Source organism: Streptomyces tendae (genome assembly GCF_008632955.1).
In the GTDB taxonomy this organism is placed as follows: domain Bacteria; phylum Actinomycetota; class Actinomycetes; order Streptomycetales; family Streptomycetaceae; genus Streptomyces.
The window spans coordinates 2774339-2792912 of the sequence record NZ_CP043959.1 but is presented as its reverse complement, the minus strand read 5'-3'; the positions used below and the strand labels follow the sequence as shown (position 1 = coordinate 2792912).

Sequence of the window (18574 nt, the reverse complement as noted above, 5' to 3'; positions counted from 1 at the left end):
GTTACTCCAACTCCCCTGCGACGCGCAGGTGGTTCAGGGCGTACGAGCGCCAGGGGCGCCAGCTGTCGGGGGCGTCCGTGCCGGGCGGCGCCACGTCGGGGTCGCCGAGCGCACGGGTGCGGATCGCCGCGATCGTACGGGCGTCGAGGCCGGGGACGGCGGCGAGGGCGTCCCGGGCCTCCTCCCGGTCGGCGCCGGGTCCGAGCCGTACGGTGCCGTCGGCCAGGGCGGCGGTGAGCGCGCCCAGGGGGCCGTCGGGTTCGGCGCCGGCGAGGGCGGCGGCCTCCGGGAACAGGTGGGTGAGGCCGCCGCAGGGCGCGTCGAGCCGCTTGCCGTAGCGGCGGACCAGCTCGGCGGCCGTGTCCCGTCCCGCCAGCGCCCGCACCGCCACCTCGTCCGGATCGGCGGCGCCCGGCGAGCGCAGCCCGGGGCGGGCCGCGACCAGCGGGGCGAGCCGGGGGTCGGCGCCGAGGCGTTCGTCGACGGCGTACGGGTCGGCGTCCAGGTCGAACAGCCGACGCAGCCGCTGCACGGCGGTGGTCAGATCGCGGAGGTCGGTGAGGTGGACGCGGGCGTCGAGCCAGCCGCCGGGGCGGGCGCCGGTGCCGGTGTGGGTGCGCTCGTCGACGGCGGCGATGCCGGTGCCGTAGGGCAGGCGCAGGGTGCGCCGGTAGGTGCGGGCGCCCGGCGTGCCGGTCACCTCCTCGACGCCGGGGACGGCTTCCCGCTCCAGCAGGTCGAAGACGGGGCGCGCCTGGTAGGGGCCCCGGTGGGCGAGCCGCAGGGGGACGCCGGCGGTGGGGGTGCCGGGCCGGGGCCGGCCCCTGCGGGGCGCGGCGGCGCGCAGTCCGGTGGGCGTGGTGGCGTACACGGCCCGGACGGTGTCGTTGAACTGCCGCACGCTGGCGAACCCGGCGGCGAAGGCGATCTCGGTGACCGGGAGGGCGGTGGTCTGCAGCAGGACGCGGGCGGCGTGGGCCCGCTGGGCCCGGGCCAGGGCGACCGGTCCGGCGCCCAGTTCCGCGGTGAGCTGCCGCTGCACCTGGCGGGCGCTGTAGCCGAGGCGCGCGGCGAGCCCGGCGACGCCCTCACGGTCGACGACGCCGTCGGCGATCAGCCGCATCGCCCGGCCCACGGCGTCGGCCCGTACGTTCCACTCGGCGGAGCCGGGAACGGCGTCGGGGCGGCAGCGCCGGCAGGCCCGGAAGCCCGCGCCCTGCGCGGCGGCCGCCGTCGGGAAGAACCGTACGTGGGACCGTTTGGGGGTGACCGCGGGGCAGCTGGGGCGGCAGTAGATGCCGGTGGTCTCGACGGCGAAGAAGAACGCGCCGTCGAACCGGGCGTCCCGGCTGCGCACCGCCTCGTACCTGCTGTCCTCGACCTTCATAGGATCCAGTGTCCTCCGGCGGGGGCGGCGCGGCTGGCGGGAATCGGACATGGAGACCGGGGCGGGTGAGGAGGGGCGGCCTCGTGCGGCGCTTGACCCTGACACGGTGAGAAGGTCTTCACTTGCGGCCCAGGAGGTGCTCTTGATGACCATGCCGAAGGTGGAGACGACGTCGTCACGCGTGCGCGCGGGGCTGCGGCACGACAGCGCCTCGGTGCGGCTGCGGTCGGCGCTGGCGGCCGGCTCGGACCCGGACCCGGAGTTCGTGGAGACGCTGGTGGAACGGTGCGCGGTGGAACCGGTGTTCCATGTGCGCGACATGCTGACCTGGGCGCTCACCCGGCATCCGGCGGCACTGACGGTGCCCCGGGTGGTCGCCGAGCTGCGCTCGCCGTCCGCCCGGGCGCGGAGTCAGGCGCTGCACACGCTGTCCAAGATCGGGGACCGTGGCGTGTGGCCGGCGATCACCCGGCCGCTGCTGACCGACGCCGACGACGAGGTGGCTCGGACCGCCTGGCGCACCGCGGCGCTGCTGGTACCGGAGGGTGAGGCGCGGGAGCTGGCGGAGGTGCTGGTGTCGCAGCTCGGACGGGGCGGGAGGGAGACGCACCTCAGTCTCAGCCGGGCGCTGATCGCCCTCGGTGAGCCGGTCGCTCCGCTGCTGCGGGAGGCCGCGTCCGACCCGGACCCCGGAGTGCGCGGGCACGCGCTCGCCACCCAGCAGCTGTGGCGCGATCCCGACGCGGGGTTCGCGTACGCGGTGGAGGAGGCGAAACGGATGGTGTCGCTGGGCCCGGAGCGGCAGGAGGCGCTGGACGCGGACGCTCAGGAGGCTCCGGGAACGGACGGGCGGGGGACGCCGGGCGCGGGCGAGCGAGAGGCCGTGGGCGCGGACGGGCGGGGGACCCCGGGGGCAGAGGCTCCGGGCGCGGACGGGCAAGGGACGCCGGGCGCGGGTGGGCCGGAGGGCTCGGGCGCGGGTCGGCGGGAGGAGTGAGCACGGGTGTTGATCGGTGAGGTGGCGCGGCGGTCCGGGGTCAGTCCCCGGATGCTGCGGCACTACGAGTCGCTGGGCCTGGTGCGGCCGACGGGCCGCACGACGGCCGGGTACCGCGCGTACACGGAGGAGGACATCCGCCGGATCTTCCACGTGGAGAGCCTGCGGTCGTTGGGCCTGTCGCTGCGGGACGTGGGCCGCGCCCTGGACGACCCCGGCTTCACCCCGTCCGGTCTCGTCGCGGACCTGGCCCGGCGGACACGTGAGCGCATCGCGCGGGAGACGGAGCTGCTGACCCGGCTGCGGCGGATCGACGCGGCGGAGCCCGCCGACTGGCAGGACGTCCTCCAGGTGGTCGCCCTGCTGCGGAACCTGCGGTCGGGGGACGCCGGCATGCGGCAACGGGCGGCGCTGTCGTCGGTGGACGCGGCACAGGTGCCGGTGGAGGCACTGGTGGAGGCGGTGCTGAGCGAGGCGGACCCGCATGTCGCCGGGGCGCTGCGGTGGGCGCTGGCGCAGACGGGCGAGCGAGGGCCCGAGCTGCTGGCGGCCGGTCTGGAGTCGGCGGCGCCGGAGGTGCGCGGGCGGGCTGTACGGTGCCTGGCGGAGATCCCGGGCGACCGGGCGACGGCGCTGCTGCGGGACGCCCTCGGGGACGCGGACACGGCCGTACGCCGGACCGCCGCTCTGGAACTCGGGGCGCGCGGCGTGGCCGACGCGGTGCCGGAACTCCTCGGCATGGTGGTCGAGGAGGCGAACGACGTCGACGCGGCCGACGCGCTGAGCACCCTGGCGGGCGACGCGGCCGTGGCGGACCGTGTCGTCACGGCCCTGGCCGGCCGCCTGGCCGACGGCGCGCTGGACTCCTCCGCGCGCCGCCGGCTGACGCAGGCGCTCGCCGAGATCCCGGGCCGGGCGGCCTCGGAGACGCTGACGTCCCTGACCGGGGACCCGGACCGGACGGTGGCACTGACGGCGACGTACATCCTGGAGCTGCGGAGCTCGGGCTGACCGTTCCGCCGGGGCCCTCCCGGGCTTCCGGCGGAACGGCTACGACCAGTACGCAGTCGCAGCCCTGCCTACGGCCACGCCCTGCTCACGGCCGCGGCATTCCCCCACCGGCCGCTCACCGGAACCGGCCCCGCTTGGCCTCCATCGCCGCCTTGCCGATGGCACCCTTGCGCTTCCAGTCCTTGCGGATCTCCGCGCGGAGCCGGGCGTCGGTCTTGGCGACGATGTACTGGTTCTCCCGGAGCAGCTTGCGGTAGCTGTCCAGGCGGCGCTGCGGCAGCTCGCCGGTCTCGACGGCGTCGAGGACGGCGCAGCCGGGCTCACTCTCGTGGGCGCAGTCGTGGAACCGGCAGTTCTTCGCGAGGTCCTGGATCTCGGAGAACACCTGCCCGACGCCGGTGCCGGCGTCCCACAGGCCGACGCCGCGCAGGCCGGGGTGTCGATGAGGACTCCCCGCCGGCAGTGTCAGCAGGTTGCGGGTCGTGGTGGTGTGGCGGCCCTTGCCGTCGACGTCCCGGGTGGCCTGGACGTCCATGACGTCCTCGCCGAGAAGGGCGTTGGCCAGGGTGGACTTGCCCGCGCCGGACTGCCCGAGCAGGACCGAGGTCCCGCCGGCCACGACCGCGGCGAGCACGTCGAGCCCTTCCCCGTCCTGGGCGCTGACGGTGAGGACGGGCACGCCCGGCGCGCTGGTCTCCACGTCCCGCACGAGGTGGGAGCGGGTCACCGCGTCCGGCACGAAGTCGGCCTTGGTGAGCACCACGACCGGCTGCGCCCCGGACTCCCACGCCAGCGCGAGGAACCGCTCGATGCGGGCGAGGTCGAGTTCCACGGCGAGGGAGACGGCGACGACCGCGTGGTCGACGTTGGCGGCGAGGATCTGTCCCTCGGACCGCTTGGACGAGGTGGACCGCACGAACGCCGTGCGGCGCGGCAGCAGCGTGCGTACGTAGCGGGGGCGGGCGCCCTCGGGGTCGACGGCGGCCCAGTCGCCCGTGCAGACGACCTTCATCGGGTCGCGGGGGACGACGTACTCGGTGTCGGCGCGGATCACGCCGTCCGGGTGGCCATGTCGCACAGCCCCGGTCGACCCGGAGCACCCGGCCGGCACCAGCCCCTGCGCGGCGTACGGAGCGAACGCGGCCTCCCACTTCTCGTCCCAGCCGTAGGGAGCGAGCGGGTGCGACGCAGCGGAAAGAGAGGAGAGATTCAAGGGGAACCCTTCGAAGGGCGGCCCCGGCAGCGCGCGTTCACGGACGCGCGGGAAGAGGTGAGGTCAGCCGGAGGCCACGGAGGTGAACGAATCGAACGACTGAATGCGGGCAGCGCCCATCACGGAGACAGCCATCGGTCACACCTCCCACGAACCTCGTCACGAACAGCGCCCACGGGGCGCCTTGCCGACACGGCACACACTAAGCGCCCGGACGACGCCCCGCCATCGTTTTATCCGGCCCACCACCGCGCCCGCTGCGGCGGTTTGGTGTGACGGCGGCGCCGAATGATCCGTCCCCCATGGCCGGATCACGACCCGGCCCCACTCCAAGCCCCCATTCCGTGTCAGTACCCGCTGCTGCACGCGCCTCAGCCGCGGGCTACGGCCAGCAGGGTGAAGGCGGTGGTGATGACGGCCAGGCGGCCGTAGTGGTAGCGGCCCCAGCGGTTCTGCTGCTGCTTCCAGTCGGCCGGCCGGTTCTCGGGGGTCCACGTCTTGACGCGGTCGTTGATCGGGACGAGCAGCAGGACGGACATGAGCACGCTGAGGATCAGCAGCGCGCCGGCGGTCACGACCAGACCGGTGCCGTGGTCGCTCCATCCCGCGACGGCCCAGAGCGCGGCGAGGACGACCGAGCCGATGTACCAGAACGGCATCACGGCGCCGAGCATGCGCCCGCCGTGGGAGTGGGCGAGCTGGGTGCTGTCCTCGGGGAGTGCGTCGAAGATGCGGTTCATGACGAAGGCGACGGAGAACTCCACGCCGACCATCAGGCCGACGACCACGACGGTGACGACCTCGAGTGTGCTGAGCATGTGACCCTCCCAGAGATCTAGCATTGCTAGCTGATGGGTCAACGCTAGACCTTCTGCCGCTCGGTTGTCTAGCGATGCTAGGATCCAGTCATGTCGGTACAGGAACGAAAGCAGCGTGAGCGGGCGGAGCGGGAGCGCCTGATCGTCGCGACGGCACGCGAACTGGCCGAGCAGCAGGGGTGGGACGCGGTCACCACCCGCCGGCTCGCCGAGCGCATCGAGTACAGCCAGCCCGTGCTGTACAGCCACTTCCGCGGCAAGCGGGAGATCATCGGGGCCGTCGCCCTGGAGGGTGCCGCCGAGATGGCCGCGGAGCTGCGGGCCGCGGTCGTCCCGGCGGACGGACCGCGGGGCCGGGTCACCGCACTGGCCCGTGCCTACCTCGACTTCGCCGAGCGGAATCCCGCTGTCTACGACGCGTTGTTCCGGCTCGACACCGGGCTGGCGTTCGCGGTCGAGGACACACCGGAGCCGTTGAAGGACGCGTTTGCCGCGTTGCTGGAGACGTTGGCGGAGGTGGCGGGGGAAGGTGTGCACCCGGGGTTGTTCACGGAGGTGTTCTGGGCGTCCCTGCACGGGCTGGCCACTCTGACCCGGGCGGGGCGGTTGTTGCCGGGGGATGCGGAACGGCGGATCGACCTGCTGGTCGAGCGGCTCGCGGTGGTGTGAACGGGGCGTTCGGACCGGGCGCCGCTCACGTCAGCTACGGCGCCGGGGCGGATCGGCGTCGTGTCGCGCGTTCACGCCACCGCGCACGGCCGTCCGTTGAGGGTGAAGTCGGATGCCCGGACGTCCGTGCCCTGCCGGGTGGCGATGAAGCCGAAGGCGAGTCTGCCGCCCGCCGCGACCCTCGCGTTGTAGTCGGCCGCGGCAGCGGTCACCCGCGCGCCGTCCTGGTGCGCCGTGGCGTCCCACATCTGGGTGACCCGCCGGCCGTCGGGGAGCGTGAAGCCCACCCGCCAGGAGTCCAGGGCGTGCCGGGTCGTCACGGTGACGCCCGCCTGGAAGCCGTCGGGCCACTGGTTGACCACGTCGTAGCCGACGAGGCAGGCGGACCTCGGCGTGCGCCCGCCACTCCCCCCGGCGCCCGGCTCCGCGGCGGCCGAGGCGGTGCCCTGGGGCTCCGGGTCGGGTTCCGGCGTCGGGTCGGCGGTGCGGGACGGCGGCGCGCTGCTCGGCGTCCCGCGCACGGCGGAGGGTTCCGGCGAGCCCGGGTGGCGTCGCCGGAGGCGCCGTACCGACCGGGGCAGCGACGGCGCGGGCGCGGCCACGGGACCGCCGCGGTCGGTCTCGGGGACAACGGTGGCGGGCTCACCGCTCTCACCGAACGGCATCAGCGAGACCGCGAGCGCGAGCAGCGAGACCAGGACGGCGGCGGCCATGGGCCCGTGCCGGGCGACCCGGGCGCGGCCCCTTCCGTCCACGGGGTCGTCGCCGTCCAGGTCGGCCCGGTCCGGGTGGCCGGTCCCCAGCCGGGCCTCGGCGGCGCGGCGGCGGCGTTCCAGGTAGGCGAGGCCGCCCCAGCCGATGACCCCGCAGGCCAGCGCGCCGGGCAGGGTACCGCCGTGCAGGCGCAGACAGGCGGCCGCCTCGGCGCACTGCCGGCAGGTGGCGAGGTGCAGGGAGAGGTCCTCGGGGGTCTGCGCGGCGGGCGAGCGGGGGACGGCGTCGAGCAGCCGGGCGTAGCTGCGGCACTCGGCGTCCATCGGCGAGTCGAGGTGGTTGCGGTGACAGCGGTCCCGGAACAGGCGGCCGACCTGGGCGAGTTCGTCGGCCGTGGCGGCGGGGTCGAGGCCCAGCCGGCGGGCCACCAGGGGCAGCGGCAGCGCCTCCGCCTCGGCCAGCCACAGCAGTTCGGCGTCCGCCTGCTGCAGGTCGCGCAGTCCGCGCAGGGCGACGGGTCGTTCGAGGGGCGGGCCCGTGTAGCGGGCGGCCTCGTCGGAGTGCAGCCACAGCCGCAGATCGGGGTCCAGCTTGTGGCCCTGCCCCTCCCGCTCCCAGGCGGCCGCCGTGGTGCGCACCGCCGTCAGCAGCAGGGGGATCCGGGGCAGCCGGGAGGACCGGCGGCCGGTGCCCCGTACGCTTCCCGACTCGGCCGCCCGCAACTCCCGTATGCCCTGGGCGAATGCCTCGCGGGCCAGTTCCGCGGCGGCGGTGGATCCCGCCGTGCACAGGTCGGCGTAGGAGAGCACCGCGTCCCAGCATTCGGAGAACAGGGCGGCCTCGGTGGCGTCCTGGGGGCTCGGCAGGTCGGACATGAGACTCCTGCATCCACGAGCGAGGTCAACTCGCCATACCGGCGGGTGGAGTTGAAGGGAACCTCGCGGCAGTGGACGAGAGCTTTGCACGATCTCGACACAACTGACAAGCGCTGTCTTCACTTTCCGTGGCGGCGCCGCGACCCCTCGCAGGGACCATACGCAGGAAAGGCCGGAACGTCTCGATTCCGGCCTTTCCTGTCCCGTCCGGCTTGTCCGCCGACCCTGTCGCGCCTGGTCAGACCGCCTCGACGGGCTCCTGCGCGGGGAGGCTGTCCATGAAGGAGCTGACGGAGAACACCGCGCGGCCGGGTCCGGGCGGGCCGTACCCGGGGGGCGAGGCCAGGCCGAAGTCCTCCATGGTCTGGCGGTACGCCTGGAGCAGCCGGATGTGGTACTCCAGCGGCGCGCCCTGCGGGTTGGCCTTGCCGAGCGGGGTGGTCGGCTCCGGGCACCAGGTGGTGAAGCGCGGGGTGATGCCCTTCGACATGAAGAAGCGCAGGCCCTCGGTGGTGGAGGCGATGGCCTCGTCGACCGTCTTGAAGCCGAACGGCTCGGCCATCTCGACACCGGCCACGAAGTTCGGGATCACGTTGCGCGCGCCGAAGATCTCGGCGGAGTCGAGGATGCGCCGGTGCCACTCGTCACGGCCGACGTACCGCTCCTTGCCGGGCAGTACATCTTGAACAGATACTCGTCCCACACCTCGTAGTTGGGGTGGTAGATCTGCACGCCGTAGTCCTTGAAGCGCTGCACGTCGTCCTTGGGCAGCGCCTGGGCGACGACCTTGCCGATCCAGCGGCCGGGGAAGCGCTCCTCGATGGCCTTGGCGTAGTGGCCGTAGAAGTCGGCCTCGTCACGGCCGGAGACGGTCTTGGTGATCGCGCCGCCGGTGAGGGTGTAGGCGGTGGACGCCTTCGCCGTGTCGTACCGGTCGATGATCTCCAGGGCCTCCAGGACCTCCTCGACGTCCTTCACACCGGTGTAGGGCCGGCCGGCCGCCTTGTGCTGGCGCCAGTTGTGATTGATGTCGCAGTACTGGCACTCCTCCTTGGCGCCGAAGTACTGGCACACCCGGAAGACCGTCAGGTAGATGAGGTAGCCCCACTGGATGGTGGGGGCGACCTCCATCACCGACTTCCCGTTGGACAGCTTGTGCCGGTAGTACTCCGGCATCGGCGGCACGCCGACGTCGGAGATCCGCTTGCCGTCCAGGTACAGGCCGAGCATGCCGTGCTCGTCGGCGGCGACCCGGTACGGGGACGTCGGGTTCACCCGGACGGACACGACCGTGCGGCGCAGGTCGTAGGGGCCGCCGGTGAGGATGATCTCCTCCGGCGGGCGGCGCAGCGCGGCCTCGCCCAGCTCCGGCAGGGTGCCGTGGTCGAAGGAGAAGATGAAGTACGACTTCGGCTTGACCTCGCCGCTCTCGTTGTCGCTGAGCGCGGACGGGTCGAAGGCCACACCGCCGCGCAGCAGGTCTTCCTTGAAGACGGCCTCGCGCGGAACGTGCGGGAACCGCTCCATCAGATCCTCGACCAGCGCGGTACGGCTGCCCATCGCGTGTTCTCCTCCCGGTGCCGACGTACGACTCCTCACGGTATGCCCCCGCTCGGACGTCCGGGGCGCCGGGTCCCCCCACATGGAGCGTGCCACACCCGGGATAGGTTCCGGCGGGGGCCCCTTCCGGGGCCGGACCGGGAAGGACGAGGGATGACCGAGAGCGTGACCAACTGGGCGGGCAACATCACCTACGCCGCCAAGGAGCTGCACCGGCCGCGCACCGTCGAGGCGCTGCGTGCCCTGGTCGCGGAGTCCTCCCGGGTGCGGGTGCTGGGCAGCGGGCACTCCTTCAACGACATCGCCGAGCCGGGTGCGGACGGCGTCCTGCTGTCCCTCGCCGCGCTGCCCCCGGTGATCGAGGTGGACACCGAGGAGCGCACGGTCCGGGTCGGCGGCGGGGTGCGGTACGCCGAGCTGGCCCGGGAGGTGCACCGGCACGGGCTGGCGCTGGCGAACATGGCGTCCCTGCCGCACATCTCCGTCGCCGGGTCGGTCGCCACCGGCACGCACGGCTCGGGCGTCGGCAACGGCCCGCTCTCGTCGTCCGTGCGGGCGGTGGAGCTGGTGACGGCGGACGGCTCGACGGTGACGCCGGCGCGCGGCGACGAGCGCTTCGGCGGCGCGGTCACCTCGCTGGGCGCGCTCGGCGTGGTCACCGCGCTCACCCTGGACCTGGAGCCGGCGTACGAGGTGGAGCAGCGGGTGTTCACCGAGCTGCCGCTGGAGGTGCTGGACTCGGGCACGTTCGACGCGGTGATGGCGGCGGCGTACAGCGTGAGCCTGTTCACCGACTGGCGGGAGCCCGGCTTCCGGCAGGTGTGGGTGAAGCACCGCACCGACCGGCCGCGGACGGACTTCCCGTGGGCGGCGCCGGCGGCGGAGAAGATGCACCCGGTGCCGGGGATGCCCGGGGTCAACTGCACGGAGCAGTTCGGGGTGCCGGGCCCCTGGCACGACCGGCTGCCGCACTTCCGGGCCGAGTTCACCCCGAGCAGCGGGGCGGAGCTGCAGTCGGAGTACCTGTTGCCGCGGGAGACCGCCGTGGACGTGCTGCGTGCCCTGGACGGCATACGGGAGACGGTCGCGCCGGTGCTGCAGACGTGCGAGGTGCGCACCGTGGCCGCCGAGGAGCAGTGGATCGGCCCCGCGTACGGCAGGGACACGGTGGCCGTCCACTTCACCTGGATCGAGGACACCCCCACGGTGCTGCCCGTGGTGCGGCGGGTGGAGGAGGTCCTCGCGCCGTTCGCGCCCCGGCCTCACTGGGGCAAGGTGTTCACCACGCCGCCGGCCGAGCTGCACGACCGCTACCCCCGGCTGCCCGACTTCCGCGCCCTGGTCCGCGAGCTGGACCCGGAGGGCACGTTCGGCAACGCCTTCGTGCGGGGTGTGCTGGGCGGCTGAGCGCCGTCGGACCTCAGTGGTCCGCGCAGCAGGGCGTGGGGTCCGGTGCCTCGAAGGGGACCAGGGTGTCGCCCAGGGCGGGGGTGGCGGCGAGCACGAGGCCGTCCCCCTGCCACTGCGGCCGTACGTGGTCGCGGGTCACCAGGCGGGCGTCCGGGTCCGGCGGCAGCGGTGATCCCAGCACCGTCACCCGGTCGATCGCGGAGCACGCCAGGAGCTCCGCCACCGAGAGGGTGCCGTGAGCCGGGACGCCCCGGGAAGAGCACCGCGCGTCCCGAGCCGTCCGGCAGTCCGGCGTGACGGCGCCGTGTCCCGCCCCCGCGAGCCGCTCCCGGACGGTGTCCAGGAGCGGCCGCGAGGACAGGGACAGCGACACCACGACCCGTGGACGTTCGCCCCGCACCAGATGGGTGCAGCCCACGGTGTCCCCGGGCAGGGCGAGCCGGTCCGCCAGCGCGTGCAGCAGGTGGTCCGCCGCCCGCAGGTCCCGGGCGCCCGCGTCCACGGTCAGCGCGTACGCCGTCATGACGGCAGCACCCACACCGGGTTGGAGTAGAACCACAGGTCGCGCCAGGGGTCGGCGTCACCGACGACGTCCAGCGCGGGCCCGGCCGGGTCGGTCTTCGCCCCCATGATTCCCACGGCGGACCGGTTGCCGTCGGTGCCGCGCAGCCGCAGGTACACGGGCCGGTCGACCCGCCCGAGGTCGAACGTCAGGCGCACGCTCCCGGCGGACTTCCCGATCTCGTACCACCGGACGACGGCCGCCGTGGGGGCGGTGAACGTGTCCCGGTCGGCGACCGGGCCGGTGACGTCACCCTGGATGACGTCGACGCGGGCCAGTTCGGGGGTGAACCCGGCCCAGTTGGGGCCGCCGGCGAGTGCCACGTCGGCGGTCAGCGTGACCCGGGTGCCCTTGCGGACGTGCAGGGCGCCGCCGAGCGTGGCCCAGCGACCGCCGCCCGAGACGCGGACGTCGAGGCCGCCGACGAGCTGCCCGTGGTCGACCCAGACGCGTCCGGCGCGGATGCCGTCCATGACGGCGGCGTAGGAGAAGCCGTCGGCGCCGACGTGGGTGCGGCTGTACTGGCCGGGCCAGAAGTCGCCCTGCCGGGTGTCGATCTTCCCGGCGTAGACGGGGGCGCCGTGGCGGCCGTCGGTGGCGAAGTCGCCGGCGCCGCGGGCGGTGGTGTCGGCGTACACCTGGTGGGAGTCGGAGTTGGCGGTGATCCACCAGGGGCGGCCCTCGGCGAGGAGGCTGTCCCACAGGCCGCCGACGGTGGCGGTCATCCAGTCGAAGCCGCCCCAGGTGCGGTAGCTCTCCAGCGGGTAGCCGGGGAAGGAGTTCGGGCCGGGGCTGCCGTCGTAGATGCCGCGGGCGCCGCCCGGGCCGAGCGGGGCCGGCAGTCCGGCGGCCTGGTGGCCGGGCGCGCCCTCGAAACCGACGGCGATCTGCCGGCCGGTGCCGGTGGCGTCGCGCCAGGCGCGGATCTCGTGCGGGGAGTCGATGCCCTTGCGCGCGGGGTGGTTGGCGAGCATCAGCGCGTCCTCGACCTTGCGGCGCCGGACCTGCTCGGCGAGGAACCGCAGGCCGGCGACGGCGAGGGCCTCGTTGGCGGGGGTGGAGTCGCCCGCGCCCCGCACGCTGCCGTCGTAGTCGTTCTCGAACTGCTTGAGGACGTCGACCTCGTGGCGGCCGGGGTGGACGAAGACGGTGCCGTGCTCGGCGGCCGGGATGTTCCACTCCAGGCCCTGGAAGACGAGGGTGTCCCGGTGCGCGGCCCGGGCCCGCTTGATGTCCGGGTTGACCTTCTCGACGCCGATCCTGGCGTGCGTGGTGCTGCCGTGGTCGGTGATCACCAGCCAGTCCATGCCGTGCCGGGCGCCCTGGCGGACCTGGTCGACGACGCGGTACTTGCCGTCGCTGCTGTACTGGGTGTGGATGTGGTGGTCGCCCGCGAGCCACAGGAAGCCCTTCTTCAGGCCTCTGGGACCGCTGCTCCCTCCCTGTGCTGCCGCGGCGGCGCTGCCGGAGAGCACCGTGCCGGCCGCGAGCCCCGCGCCCAGCAGGCCCGCCCGGCGCAGCAGCGTCCGGCGGGAGCGCTGCTCGGGGTCCAGTGCCTCGTCGGGCACGGAGGTGTCGAAGGCGGCGGGCAGGGGTGCCGTCGCGCCGTGGTCGTGGTCGTGATGGTGGTGGTGCGGTCCGTGTGCGTGCCCGTGACCCATACAGGTGCCTCCTCGTCGTACGGCGCAACCACGCCGCCTCGGAGGATCCGGGCGGCGCGTGAACCACGGTCGACCACGGAGTGACCGTCACGCGCCCGCGACACGACGACTGCGGGCCGTCGGGGGCCGGTCGCGCCCCGAAGGGGCGCGGGGAACCGCACGAGCGGCCCCGACGCACCCACAGGTGGGCCACCTCCCGCTCACGTCGGCTACATTCACCTCTTCCGAAACCGCCCCGTCTCCCGGAGGCCCGCATCCCCCGCGCCGGACTCACCGCCGACCGCCTCGTCGCGGCGGCCGCCGACCTCGCCGACGAGGCCGGCTACGAGAACGTCACCTTGTCCGCGCTGGCCCGTCGGTTCAACGTGAAGGACGCGAGCCTGTACGCACACGTCCGCGGACTGCGGGACCTGCGCACCCGGATGGCGCTGCTGGCGGGCGGCGAGATGATCGACGCCATCGCGGCGGCGGTGGACGGCCGCACCGGCAAGGAGGCGCTGGCCGCGTTCGCCGGCGCCTACCGCGGCTACGCCCTGGCCCACCCCGGCCGGTACGCCGCCACCCAGATCCGGCTGGACGAGGCCCAGGTCACCGACTCCCCCGCCCTGCGCCGCACCGCCGAGGTGACCTACGGCCTGCTGCGCGCCTACGGCCTGGAGGAGCCCGATCTCACCGACGCCGTACGCCTGTTGCGCAGCTCCTTCCACGGCTACTGCGCCCTGGAGTCCTCCGGCGCGTTCGGCGCTCCGCGCGACCTGGAGGCGTCGTGGGACCGGATGATCGACGCCCTGCACGTGACGTTGCGGAACTGGCCCCGCAGGCAACAGGACTGACGCACGGCGGGGCGCGTCGTCACCCGGCGAGCCCCTGCACCTCCTGGTACGTCGGCACCGTGCCCTCCCCCGCCGGCCGCCCGTCCCGCACCGCGAGCACCGCGTCCAGTGCCGCGCCGAGGGCCCGCCGGTACAGCAGCGAACCGAGGCTGACGCGCCGCACGCCGAGGCCGGCGAGGCGGGCGAGGGTCGGACCCCCGGGCGTGTACAGGACGTTGAGCGGGCAGCCGTCCAGGGCGCGCACCAGACCGGCCACGGCGTCGGGGTCGGTGAGACCGGGCACGAACACACCGTCCGCACCCGCGTCCCGGTAGGCCAGGACCCGGTCGAGGGTGCCCTCGCCGTCACCCAGCCAGTAGGTGTCCGTCCGGGCGTTGACGAAGAGACCGGGTGCGGCGGCGCGTACGGCTTCGATCTTCGCCACGTGCCGGCCGACGGGCCCGAGCCCGTCCTCGAGGTTGATCCCGACCGCGCCGCGGGCCTGCAACTCCGCCGCGAAGCCGCCCACTTCTCCGGGATCGTCGCTGAAACCGTCCTCCGCGTCGACGGACAGCGGGCAGGGCAGCCCGCCGAGGGTGCCGGTGAGGCGCAGGGTCTCCTCACGGGTGGCCCGAGTCCCGTCGGGCAGTCCGGCCGACGCGGCGACTCCCAGGCTCGTGGTGCCGACGGCGGGGAAGCCGTGGGCGTGCAGGAGGAGCGCGGAGGCGTGGTCCCAGGCGTTGGGCAGCAGCAGGGGGCGGTCGGCGTGGTGCAGCGCGGCGAAGGCGTCCGCGGGGCGGACGGCGTTGTCGTCGGTCATGCGTCCACGCTAGGTGCGGGACGCTTCGGTGCCCGCCGAACCGTCCCGGTCCCCGGGGGCACCTGGGGCGACCCGGTTCCGGTCGGAGCGCCCCAGGTGCTCACCATCCGGGTTCCCTCGATCGCGGACCGTCACTCCCCTTACACGGGGGCGAACACGTGCATCTCGTCGTCGTCGCCTTCCGGCTGCACCACGCCGTACGAGCCCTCCGGGACCTCGTTCCACGCGCCCTGCAGGTCACCGAGGGGTTCGGAGACGATGAGACGGGCGTCGTCGGCGATGTCGCGCAGGAACTCCACGTCCGGGTGGAGGGCCTTCAGCGTCTCGACCCGGGTGCTGTAGAACAACGAACGCGACTGCTTCTGACTGGAGTAGCGGAACGCCCACAGCCGCACCCCGTCGGTCACCGCGACCGTCATCTGCAGGGGGTACGTCACGCCGTGCGCGTGGCCGGTGCGTTCCACGAGGCCCGCCATACGGGCGACGGCTTCCTTCGGGTCGTCCTCCAGGCCGAAGGTGAGCGCCAGGTAGAACATCATCTCGGAGTCCGTGGACCCCTCGACGGAGGGGAACAGGTCCGGGCGGACGGCGAGGGCGAGGTCACGCCGCAGCAGGGGGAATCCGTCGATCGCCCCGTTGTGCATCCACATCCAGCGGCCGTGGCGGAAGGGGTGGCAGTTGGTCTGCTGCACCGCCGTACCGGTGGAGGCACGGATGTGGGCGAAGAACAGCGGTGAGGAGACGTGTCCGGCGATCTCCCGCAGGTTGCGGTCGCTCCAGGCAGGTCCGATGTCCCTGACCACGGCGGGGCTGTCCTTGTCCGGTGTGTACCAGCCCACTCCGAAGCCGTCGCCGTTGGTGGTCTCGACGCCCATCCTGGCGTGCAGACTCTGGTCGATCAGGGAGTGGACCGGTCGGTAGAGAAGATTCTCGAGCAGGATGGGTGAGCCCGAATAGGCGAGCCATCGGCACATGTGCGGCGCCTTCCCGGTCGGGTCCGAACCGTGCGTGCCGTCCGGCCGGCACGGGCCTGTTCACCCGCGGCGGCCGGCACGGCGTACGTCCCCCCGGGTACCCGGCCCGCCGCGCGGGACGCGTCCCGCGCGGCGGGCCGTCCGGCGTCAGGTACGGGAGCGGGGGGACACGCACAGCGCCCAGATGACGAACCCGGAGAAGGCGATCATCACGACGGACCAGACCGGGTAGTACGGCAGGGACAGGAAGTTGGCGATCACGACGAGCCCGGCGATCACCACGCCCGAGATGCGGGCCCACAGCGCTCCCCTGCCCAGTCCGAGGCCGACGAGCACCGCGATCGCGCCGAGCACGAGGTGGGTCCAGCCCCAGGCCGTCAGGTCGAACTTGAAGACGTAGTTCTGCGTCGTCACGAAGACGTCGTCCTCGGCGATGCCCATGATGCCGCGGAAGATGTCCAGCACCCCCACGAGCATCAGGGTGACGGCGGCGAAGACGGTCAGACCGCCCGCCCACTCCCGCTTCGCCGACGGCGCGTGCCCGCCGTGTGTCGGATGTGTCGCTGTCATTGCGGTGCCTCGGTTCCTTGCCCTGTCCGCGTCGCCGCGGACGCTTCCCCCCTCGGTGCCGACGGGAAGGGCCTCCCGGTCACGAGCGCGGCCCGTGACCGCTCAGAACCAGTTCCTTGGCCCTGCGGAACTCGTCGTCCGAGATGTCCCCGCGCGCCTTGATCTCGGAGAGCCGGGCCAGTTCGTCCACGCTGCCGGTCCCTCCGGCCCCCTTCGCCGTCTCGCGGATGTAGCTGTCGAGCGCCTCCTGCTGCGCGCGTGCCTGCGCCATCTCCCGGCGCCCCATGTTCCTGCCGCGCGCGATCACGTAGACGAAGACACCCAGGAAGGGCAGGACGATGGTGAACACCAGCCAGCCCGTCTTGGCCCAGCCGCTGAGGGAGTCGTCGCGGACGATGTCGACGACGACCCGGAAGAGCAGGATGAACCACATGATCCACAGGAAGAACACCACCATCGTCAGCAGCGCGCCGAGCAGCGGGTAGTCGTACGCGAGATACGTCATGCCGGTCATCTCCTCGTCCGGGTCGCGGGCCGGTCGTGCCCGTCCCTGGGCCCGCGATCGCGTGCCGAGGTCAGCATGTGCCGCGCAGCGCCCCGGCCGCCTCACCCGGGGCGGGTGATCCGCCCCGGGCACGGGCGCGGTGGGATGGACGGCGAGGAGCCGTGGTCCGTGCTCGCAGGCGGGAGACAGCGATGGCCCTACCGAACGCGTTCAGTGCCTCCGTCCCCCCGGCCGAGCGGGCCTCCCGCGGCAGGCGGGCACGCGGCCGCGTGCCCCGCTCCGCCCACGCCTCGTTCACCCCGGCCCCCGGCCGGCCGAACCCCGTGGACGTGCTGGAGCGGCAGTCCGCGACCCGGCTCCCCGAGCTGGTGCCGGTGCGCTACGGCCGGATGCTCGAATCACCCTTCCGGTTCTACCGGGGCGCCGCCGCGATCATGGCGGCGGACCTCGGGCAGTTCCCCGACACCGGGCTGACCGTGCAGTTGTGCGGCGACGCCCACCTGCTCAACTTCCGGCTGCTGGCCTCCCCCGAACGGCACCTCGTCTTCGACATCAACGACTTCGACGAGACCCACACGGGTCCGTTCGAGTGGGACGTCAAGCGGCTCGCGGCCAGCTTCGCCATCTCCGGGCGTGCCAACGGCTTCACGGTCGCCGAACAGAGCGGCGCGGTGCGCGCCTGTGTCGCGGCGTACCGGCGTCGCATGCGGGAGTTCGCCGGGATGCGCACGCTGGACATCTGGTACGCGCAGGACGACACCGACCGGATGCGGGAGCTGATGTCCTCGTCGATGGACGCGGAGGTCCGGCGCCGTACCGCCGAGGCGACCGAGCGTGCCCGCACCCGCACCCATCTGCAGGCCTACGCGAAGCTCACCCGTCCCACGGCGGAGGGGCGGCGCATCATGGCCGACCCGCCGCTGCTCACGCCCCTCGGTGAGCTGCTGGACGGGGCGTCCGCGGAGGAGAGGGGCCTGCGCGCGGTCCTGGACGGCTACGCGCGGTCGCTGGCGTCGGACCGCCGGCACCTGCTGAGCCGCTACCGCCTGGTCGACGTGGCCCGCAAGGTGGTGGGCGTCGGCAGCGTCGGCACGCGCTGCTGGATCGTGCTGCTGCTCGGCCGGGACGACGACGATCCGCTGCTGTTGCAGGCCAAGGAGGCGCAGGAGTCGGTACTCGCCCCGTTCACCGACGGCGAGGAGCCGGACAACCAGGGCCGCCGGGTGGTGGAGGGGCAGCGGCTGATCCAGACGACGAGCGACATCCTGCTGGGCTGGACGCACGCCGCCGGCCTCGACGGCAGGCCCCGCGACTTCTACGTACGGCAGCTGCGCGACTGGAAGGGCATCGCCCGCCCGGACACCATGGATCCGGGGATGCTGGCCCTCTTCGCGCAGTTGTGCGGGGCCAGTCTGGCGCGGGCCCACGCGCGGTCCGGCGACCCCGTCGCCATCACCGCCTACCTGGGCCGGGCCGACCGCTTCGACCGGGCGCTCGCCGCGTTCGCGCAGGACTACGCCGACCGCAACGAGCGGGACTTCGCGGCGCTGGGCGAGGCCGTACGGACCGGGCGGGTGCGGGCGGAGGGGTGCCCCTGACGCGCGGGGGCCCCTGACGCGGTGGTCACGGTGACCCGGTGACTCGGACGACGCGGTGAGGCGCGTACGGCTGCGCGGTGAGGCGGGTACGGCTGCGCGGGACGCCCGTGCGTCCGCCGGAACTCCGGGGGCGGGGGCGGCTCACTCCGGTACCTGGCGCAGTTCCAGGATCCGCAGGCCCAGGGACTGGCAGCGGGCCAGCAGCCCGTACAGGTGCGCCTCGTCGACGACGGGCCCGAACAGCAGGGTCTGGCCGGACACCGTGACGTGGTCGAGCTCCGGGAACACCTCGATCAGCGGTTGAGAGAGATGCCCGTCGACGCGGATTTCATAGCGCATGAGCCGCTCCCCGGTGGCGTCTGGACGAGGCGGACCACGCCCACACCCTCCGATCGTCCGGCCCCGGGCGCGGGCGCGG

The 18574-nt window shown here is 73.7% G+C and carries 16 protein-coding genes and 2 pseudogenes; 6 read left to right on the top strand and 12 right to left on the bottom strand.

Features of this window, described 5'->3' with window-relative positions:
- Window position 1: 1 nt before the first annotated feature.
- Window positions 2-1387 carry a DNA-3-methyladenine glycosylase 2 family protein gene (locus tag F3L20_RS12960; RefSeq protein WP_150154510.1) on the bottom strand — a complete coding sequence of 462 codons (1386 nt, stop codon included), beginning with the start codon at window positions 1385-1387 and terminating at the stop codon, window positions 2-4.
- Window positions 1388-1532: 145 nt separating this feature from the next.
- Here F3L20_RS12960 and F3L20_RS12955 point away from each other — a divergent pair, with 145 nt between their 5' ends.
- Entirely contained in the window at window positions 1533-2384 is an 852-nt protein-coding gene (locus F3L20_RS12955) for a HEAT repeat domain-containing protein (RefSeq protein WP_150154509.1), read from the top strand.
- 6 nt (window positions 2385-2390) lie between these two features.
- The gene (locus F3L20_RS12950) at window positions 2391-3395 is read left to right on the top strand and encodes a HEAT repeat domain-containing protein (RefSeq protein ID WP_150154508.1); all 1005 of its coding nucleotides are present in this window, start codon (window positions 2391-2393) and stop codon (window positions 3393-3395) included.
- A 115-nt stretch (window positions 3396-3510) separates the two neighbouring features.
- On the opposite strand, the pseudogene rsgA reads toward F3L20_RS12950, so the two are convergent.
- Both rsgA and F3L20_RS12940 read right to left on the bottom strand, forming a co-directional pair.
- Window positions 3511-4608: pseudogene (gene rsgA / locus F3L20_RS12945) on the bottom strand (ribosome small subunit-dependent GTPase A).
- Between the two features lie 371 nt (window positions 4609-4979).
- Window positions 4980-5426 carry a DUF1772 domain-containing protein gene (locus F3L20_RS12940; RefSeq protein WP_150154506.1) on the bottom strand — a complete coding sequence of 149 codons (447 nt, stop codon included), beginning with the start codon at window positions 5424-5426 and terminating at the stop codon, window positions 4980-4982.
- Window positions 5427-5516: 90 nt separating this feature from the next.
- On the opposite strand from F3L20_RS12940, the gene F3L20_RS12935 reads away from it, so the two are divergent.
- Complete coding sequence (locus tag F3L20_RS12935) at window positions 5517-6095, top strand: TetR/AcrR family transcriptional regulator (RefSeq protein ID WP_150154505.1); 579 nt, start codon at window positions 5517-5519, stop codon at window positions 6093-6095.
- A gap of 71 nt (window positions 6096-6166) precedes the next feature.
- Here the strand turns inward: F3L20_RS12935 and F3L20_RS12930 are convergent, their stop codons facing one another.
- Both F3L20_RS12930 and F3L20_RS12925 read right to left on the bottom strand, forming a co-directional pair.
- Complete coding sequence (locus F3L20_RS12930) at window positions 6167-7684, bottom strand: cellulose-binding domain-containing protein (RefSeq protein ID WP_150154504.1); 1518 nt, start codon at window positions 7682-7684, stop codon at window positions 6167-6169.
- 238 nt (window positions 7685-7922) lie between these two features.
- Window positions 7923-9244 (bottom strand): annotated as a pseudogene (locus F3L20_RS12925) (radical SAM protein).
- Between the two features lie 153 nt (window positions 9245-9397).
- Between F3L20_RS12925 and F3L20_RS12920 the strand changes: the two are divergent.
- Window positions 9398-10651 (top strand): FAD-binding protein, encoded by a 1254-nt coding sequence (locus F3L20_RS12920; RefSeq protein WP_150154503.1) that lies wholly within the window; start codon window positions 9398-9400, stop codon window positions 10649-10651.
- Window positions 10652-10664: 13 nt separating this feature from the next.
- On the opposite strand, the gene F3L20_RS12915 is transcribed toward F3L20_RS12920, so the two are convergent.
- Window positions 10665-11177, bottom strand: a complete 513-nt coding sequence (locus F3L20_RS12915; protein ID WP_150154502.1) for a hypothetical protein — start codon at window positions 11175-11177, stop codon at window positions 10665-10667.
- A complete protein-coding gene (locus tag F3L20_RS12910; RefSeq protein ID WP_150154501.1) occupies window positions 11174-12877 on the bottom strand; it encodes a PHP domain-containing protein in 1704 nt (567 codons plus the stop codon). Before F3L20_RS12910 ends, F3L20_RS12915 begins: the two co-directional genes overlap by 4 nt.
- Window positions 12878-13131: 254 nt before the next feature.
- Here F3L20_RS12910 and F3L20_RS12905 point away from each other — a divergent pair, with 254 nt between their 5' ends.
- Entirely contained in the window at window positions 13132-13710 is a 579-nt protein-coding gene (locus F3L20_RS12905; protein ID WP_150157316.1) for a TetR/AcrR family transcriptional regulator, read from the top strand.
- Window positions 13711-13729: 19 nt separating this feature from the next.
- Here F3L20_RS12905 and F3L20_RS12900 read toward each other — a convergent pair whose 3' ends face one another.
- The 4 genes from F3L20_RS12900 to F3L20_RS12885 all read right to left on the bottom strand — a co-directional run bounded on the left by F3L20_RS12900 (window position 13730) and on the right by F3L20_RS12885 (window position 16567).
- Window positions 13730-14509 (bottom strand): isocitrate lyase/PEP mutase family protein, encoded by a 780-nt coding sequence (locus F3L20_RS12900; protein WP_150154500.1) that lies wholly within the window; start codon window positions 14507-14509, stop codon window positions 13730-13732.
- A 140-nt stretch (window positions 14510-14649) separates the two neighbouring features.
- Window positions 14650-15483, bottom strand: a complete 834-nt coding sequence (locus tag F3L20_RS12895; RefSeq protein ID WP_150154499.1) for a class II glutamine amidotransferase — start codon at window positions 15481-15483, stop codon at window positions 14650-14652.
- 147 nt (window positions 15484-15630) lie between these two features.
- Window positions 15631-16053 carry a DUF7144 family membrane protein gene (locus F3L20_RS12890; protein ID WP_150154498.1) on the bottom strand — a complete coding sequence of 141 codons (423 nt, stop codon included), beginning with the start codon at window positions 16051-16053 and terminating at the stop codon, window positions 15631-15633.
- 79 nt (window positions 16054-16132) lie between these two features.
- Window positions 16133-16567 carry an SHOCT domain-containing protein gene (locus F3L20_RS12885; protein WP_150154497.1) on the bottom strand — a complete coding sequence of 145 codons (435 nt, stop codon included), beginning with the start codon at window positions 16565-16567 and terminating at the stop codon, window positions 16133-16135.
- Between the two features lie 182 nt (window positions 16568-16749).
- Here F3L20_RS12885 and F3L20_RS12880 point away from each other — a divergent pair, with 182 nt between their 5' ends.
- Window positions 16750-18156, top strand: a complete 1407-nt coding sequence (locus tag F3L20_RS12880) for a DUF2252 domain-containing protein (RefSeq protein ID WP_150154496.1) — start codon at window positions 16750-16752, stop codon at window positions 18154-18156.
- Window positions 18157-18297: 141 nt separating this feature from the next.
- Here the strand turns inward: F3L20_RS12880 and F3L20_RS12875 are convergent, their stop codons facing one another.
- Window positions 18298-18495, bottom strand: coding sequence for a hypothetical protein (locus F3L20_RS12875; RefSeq protein ID WP_145826556.1), 198 nt, complete (start codon window positions 18493-18495; stop codon window positions 18298-18300).
- Window positions 18496-18574: the final 79 nt, after the last annotated feature.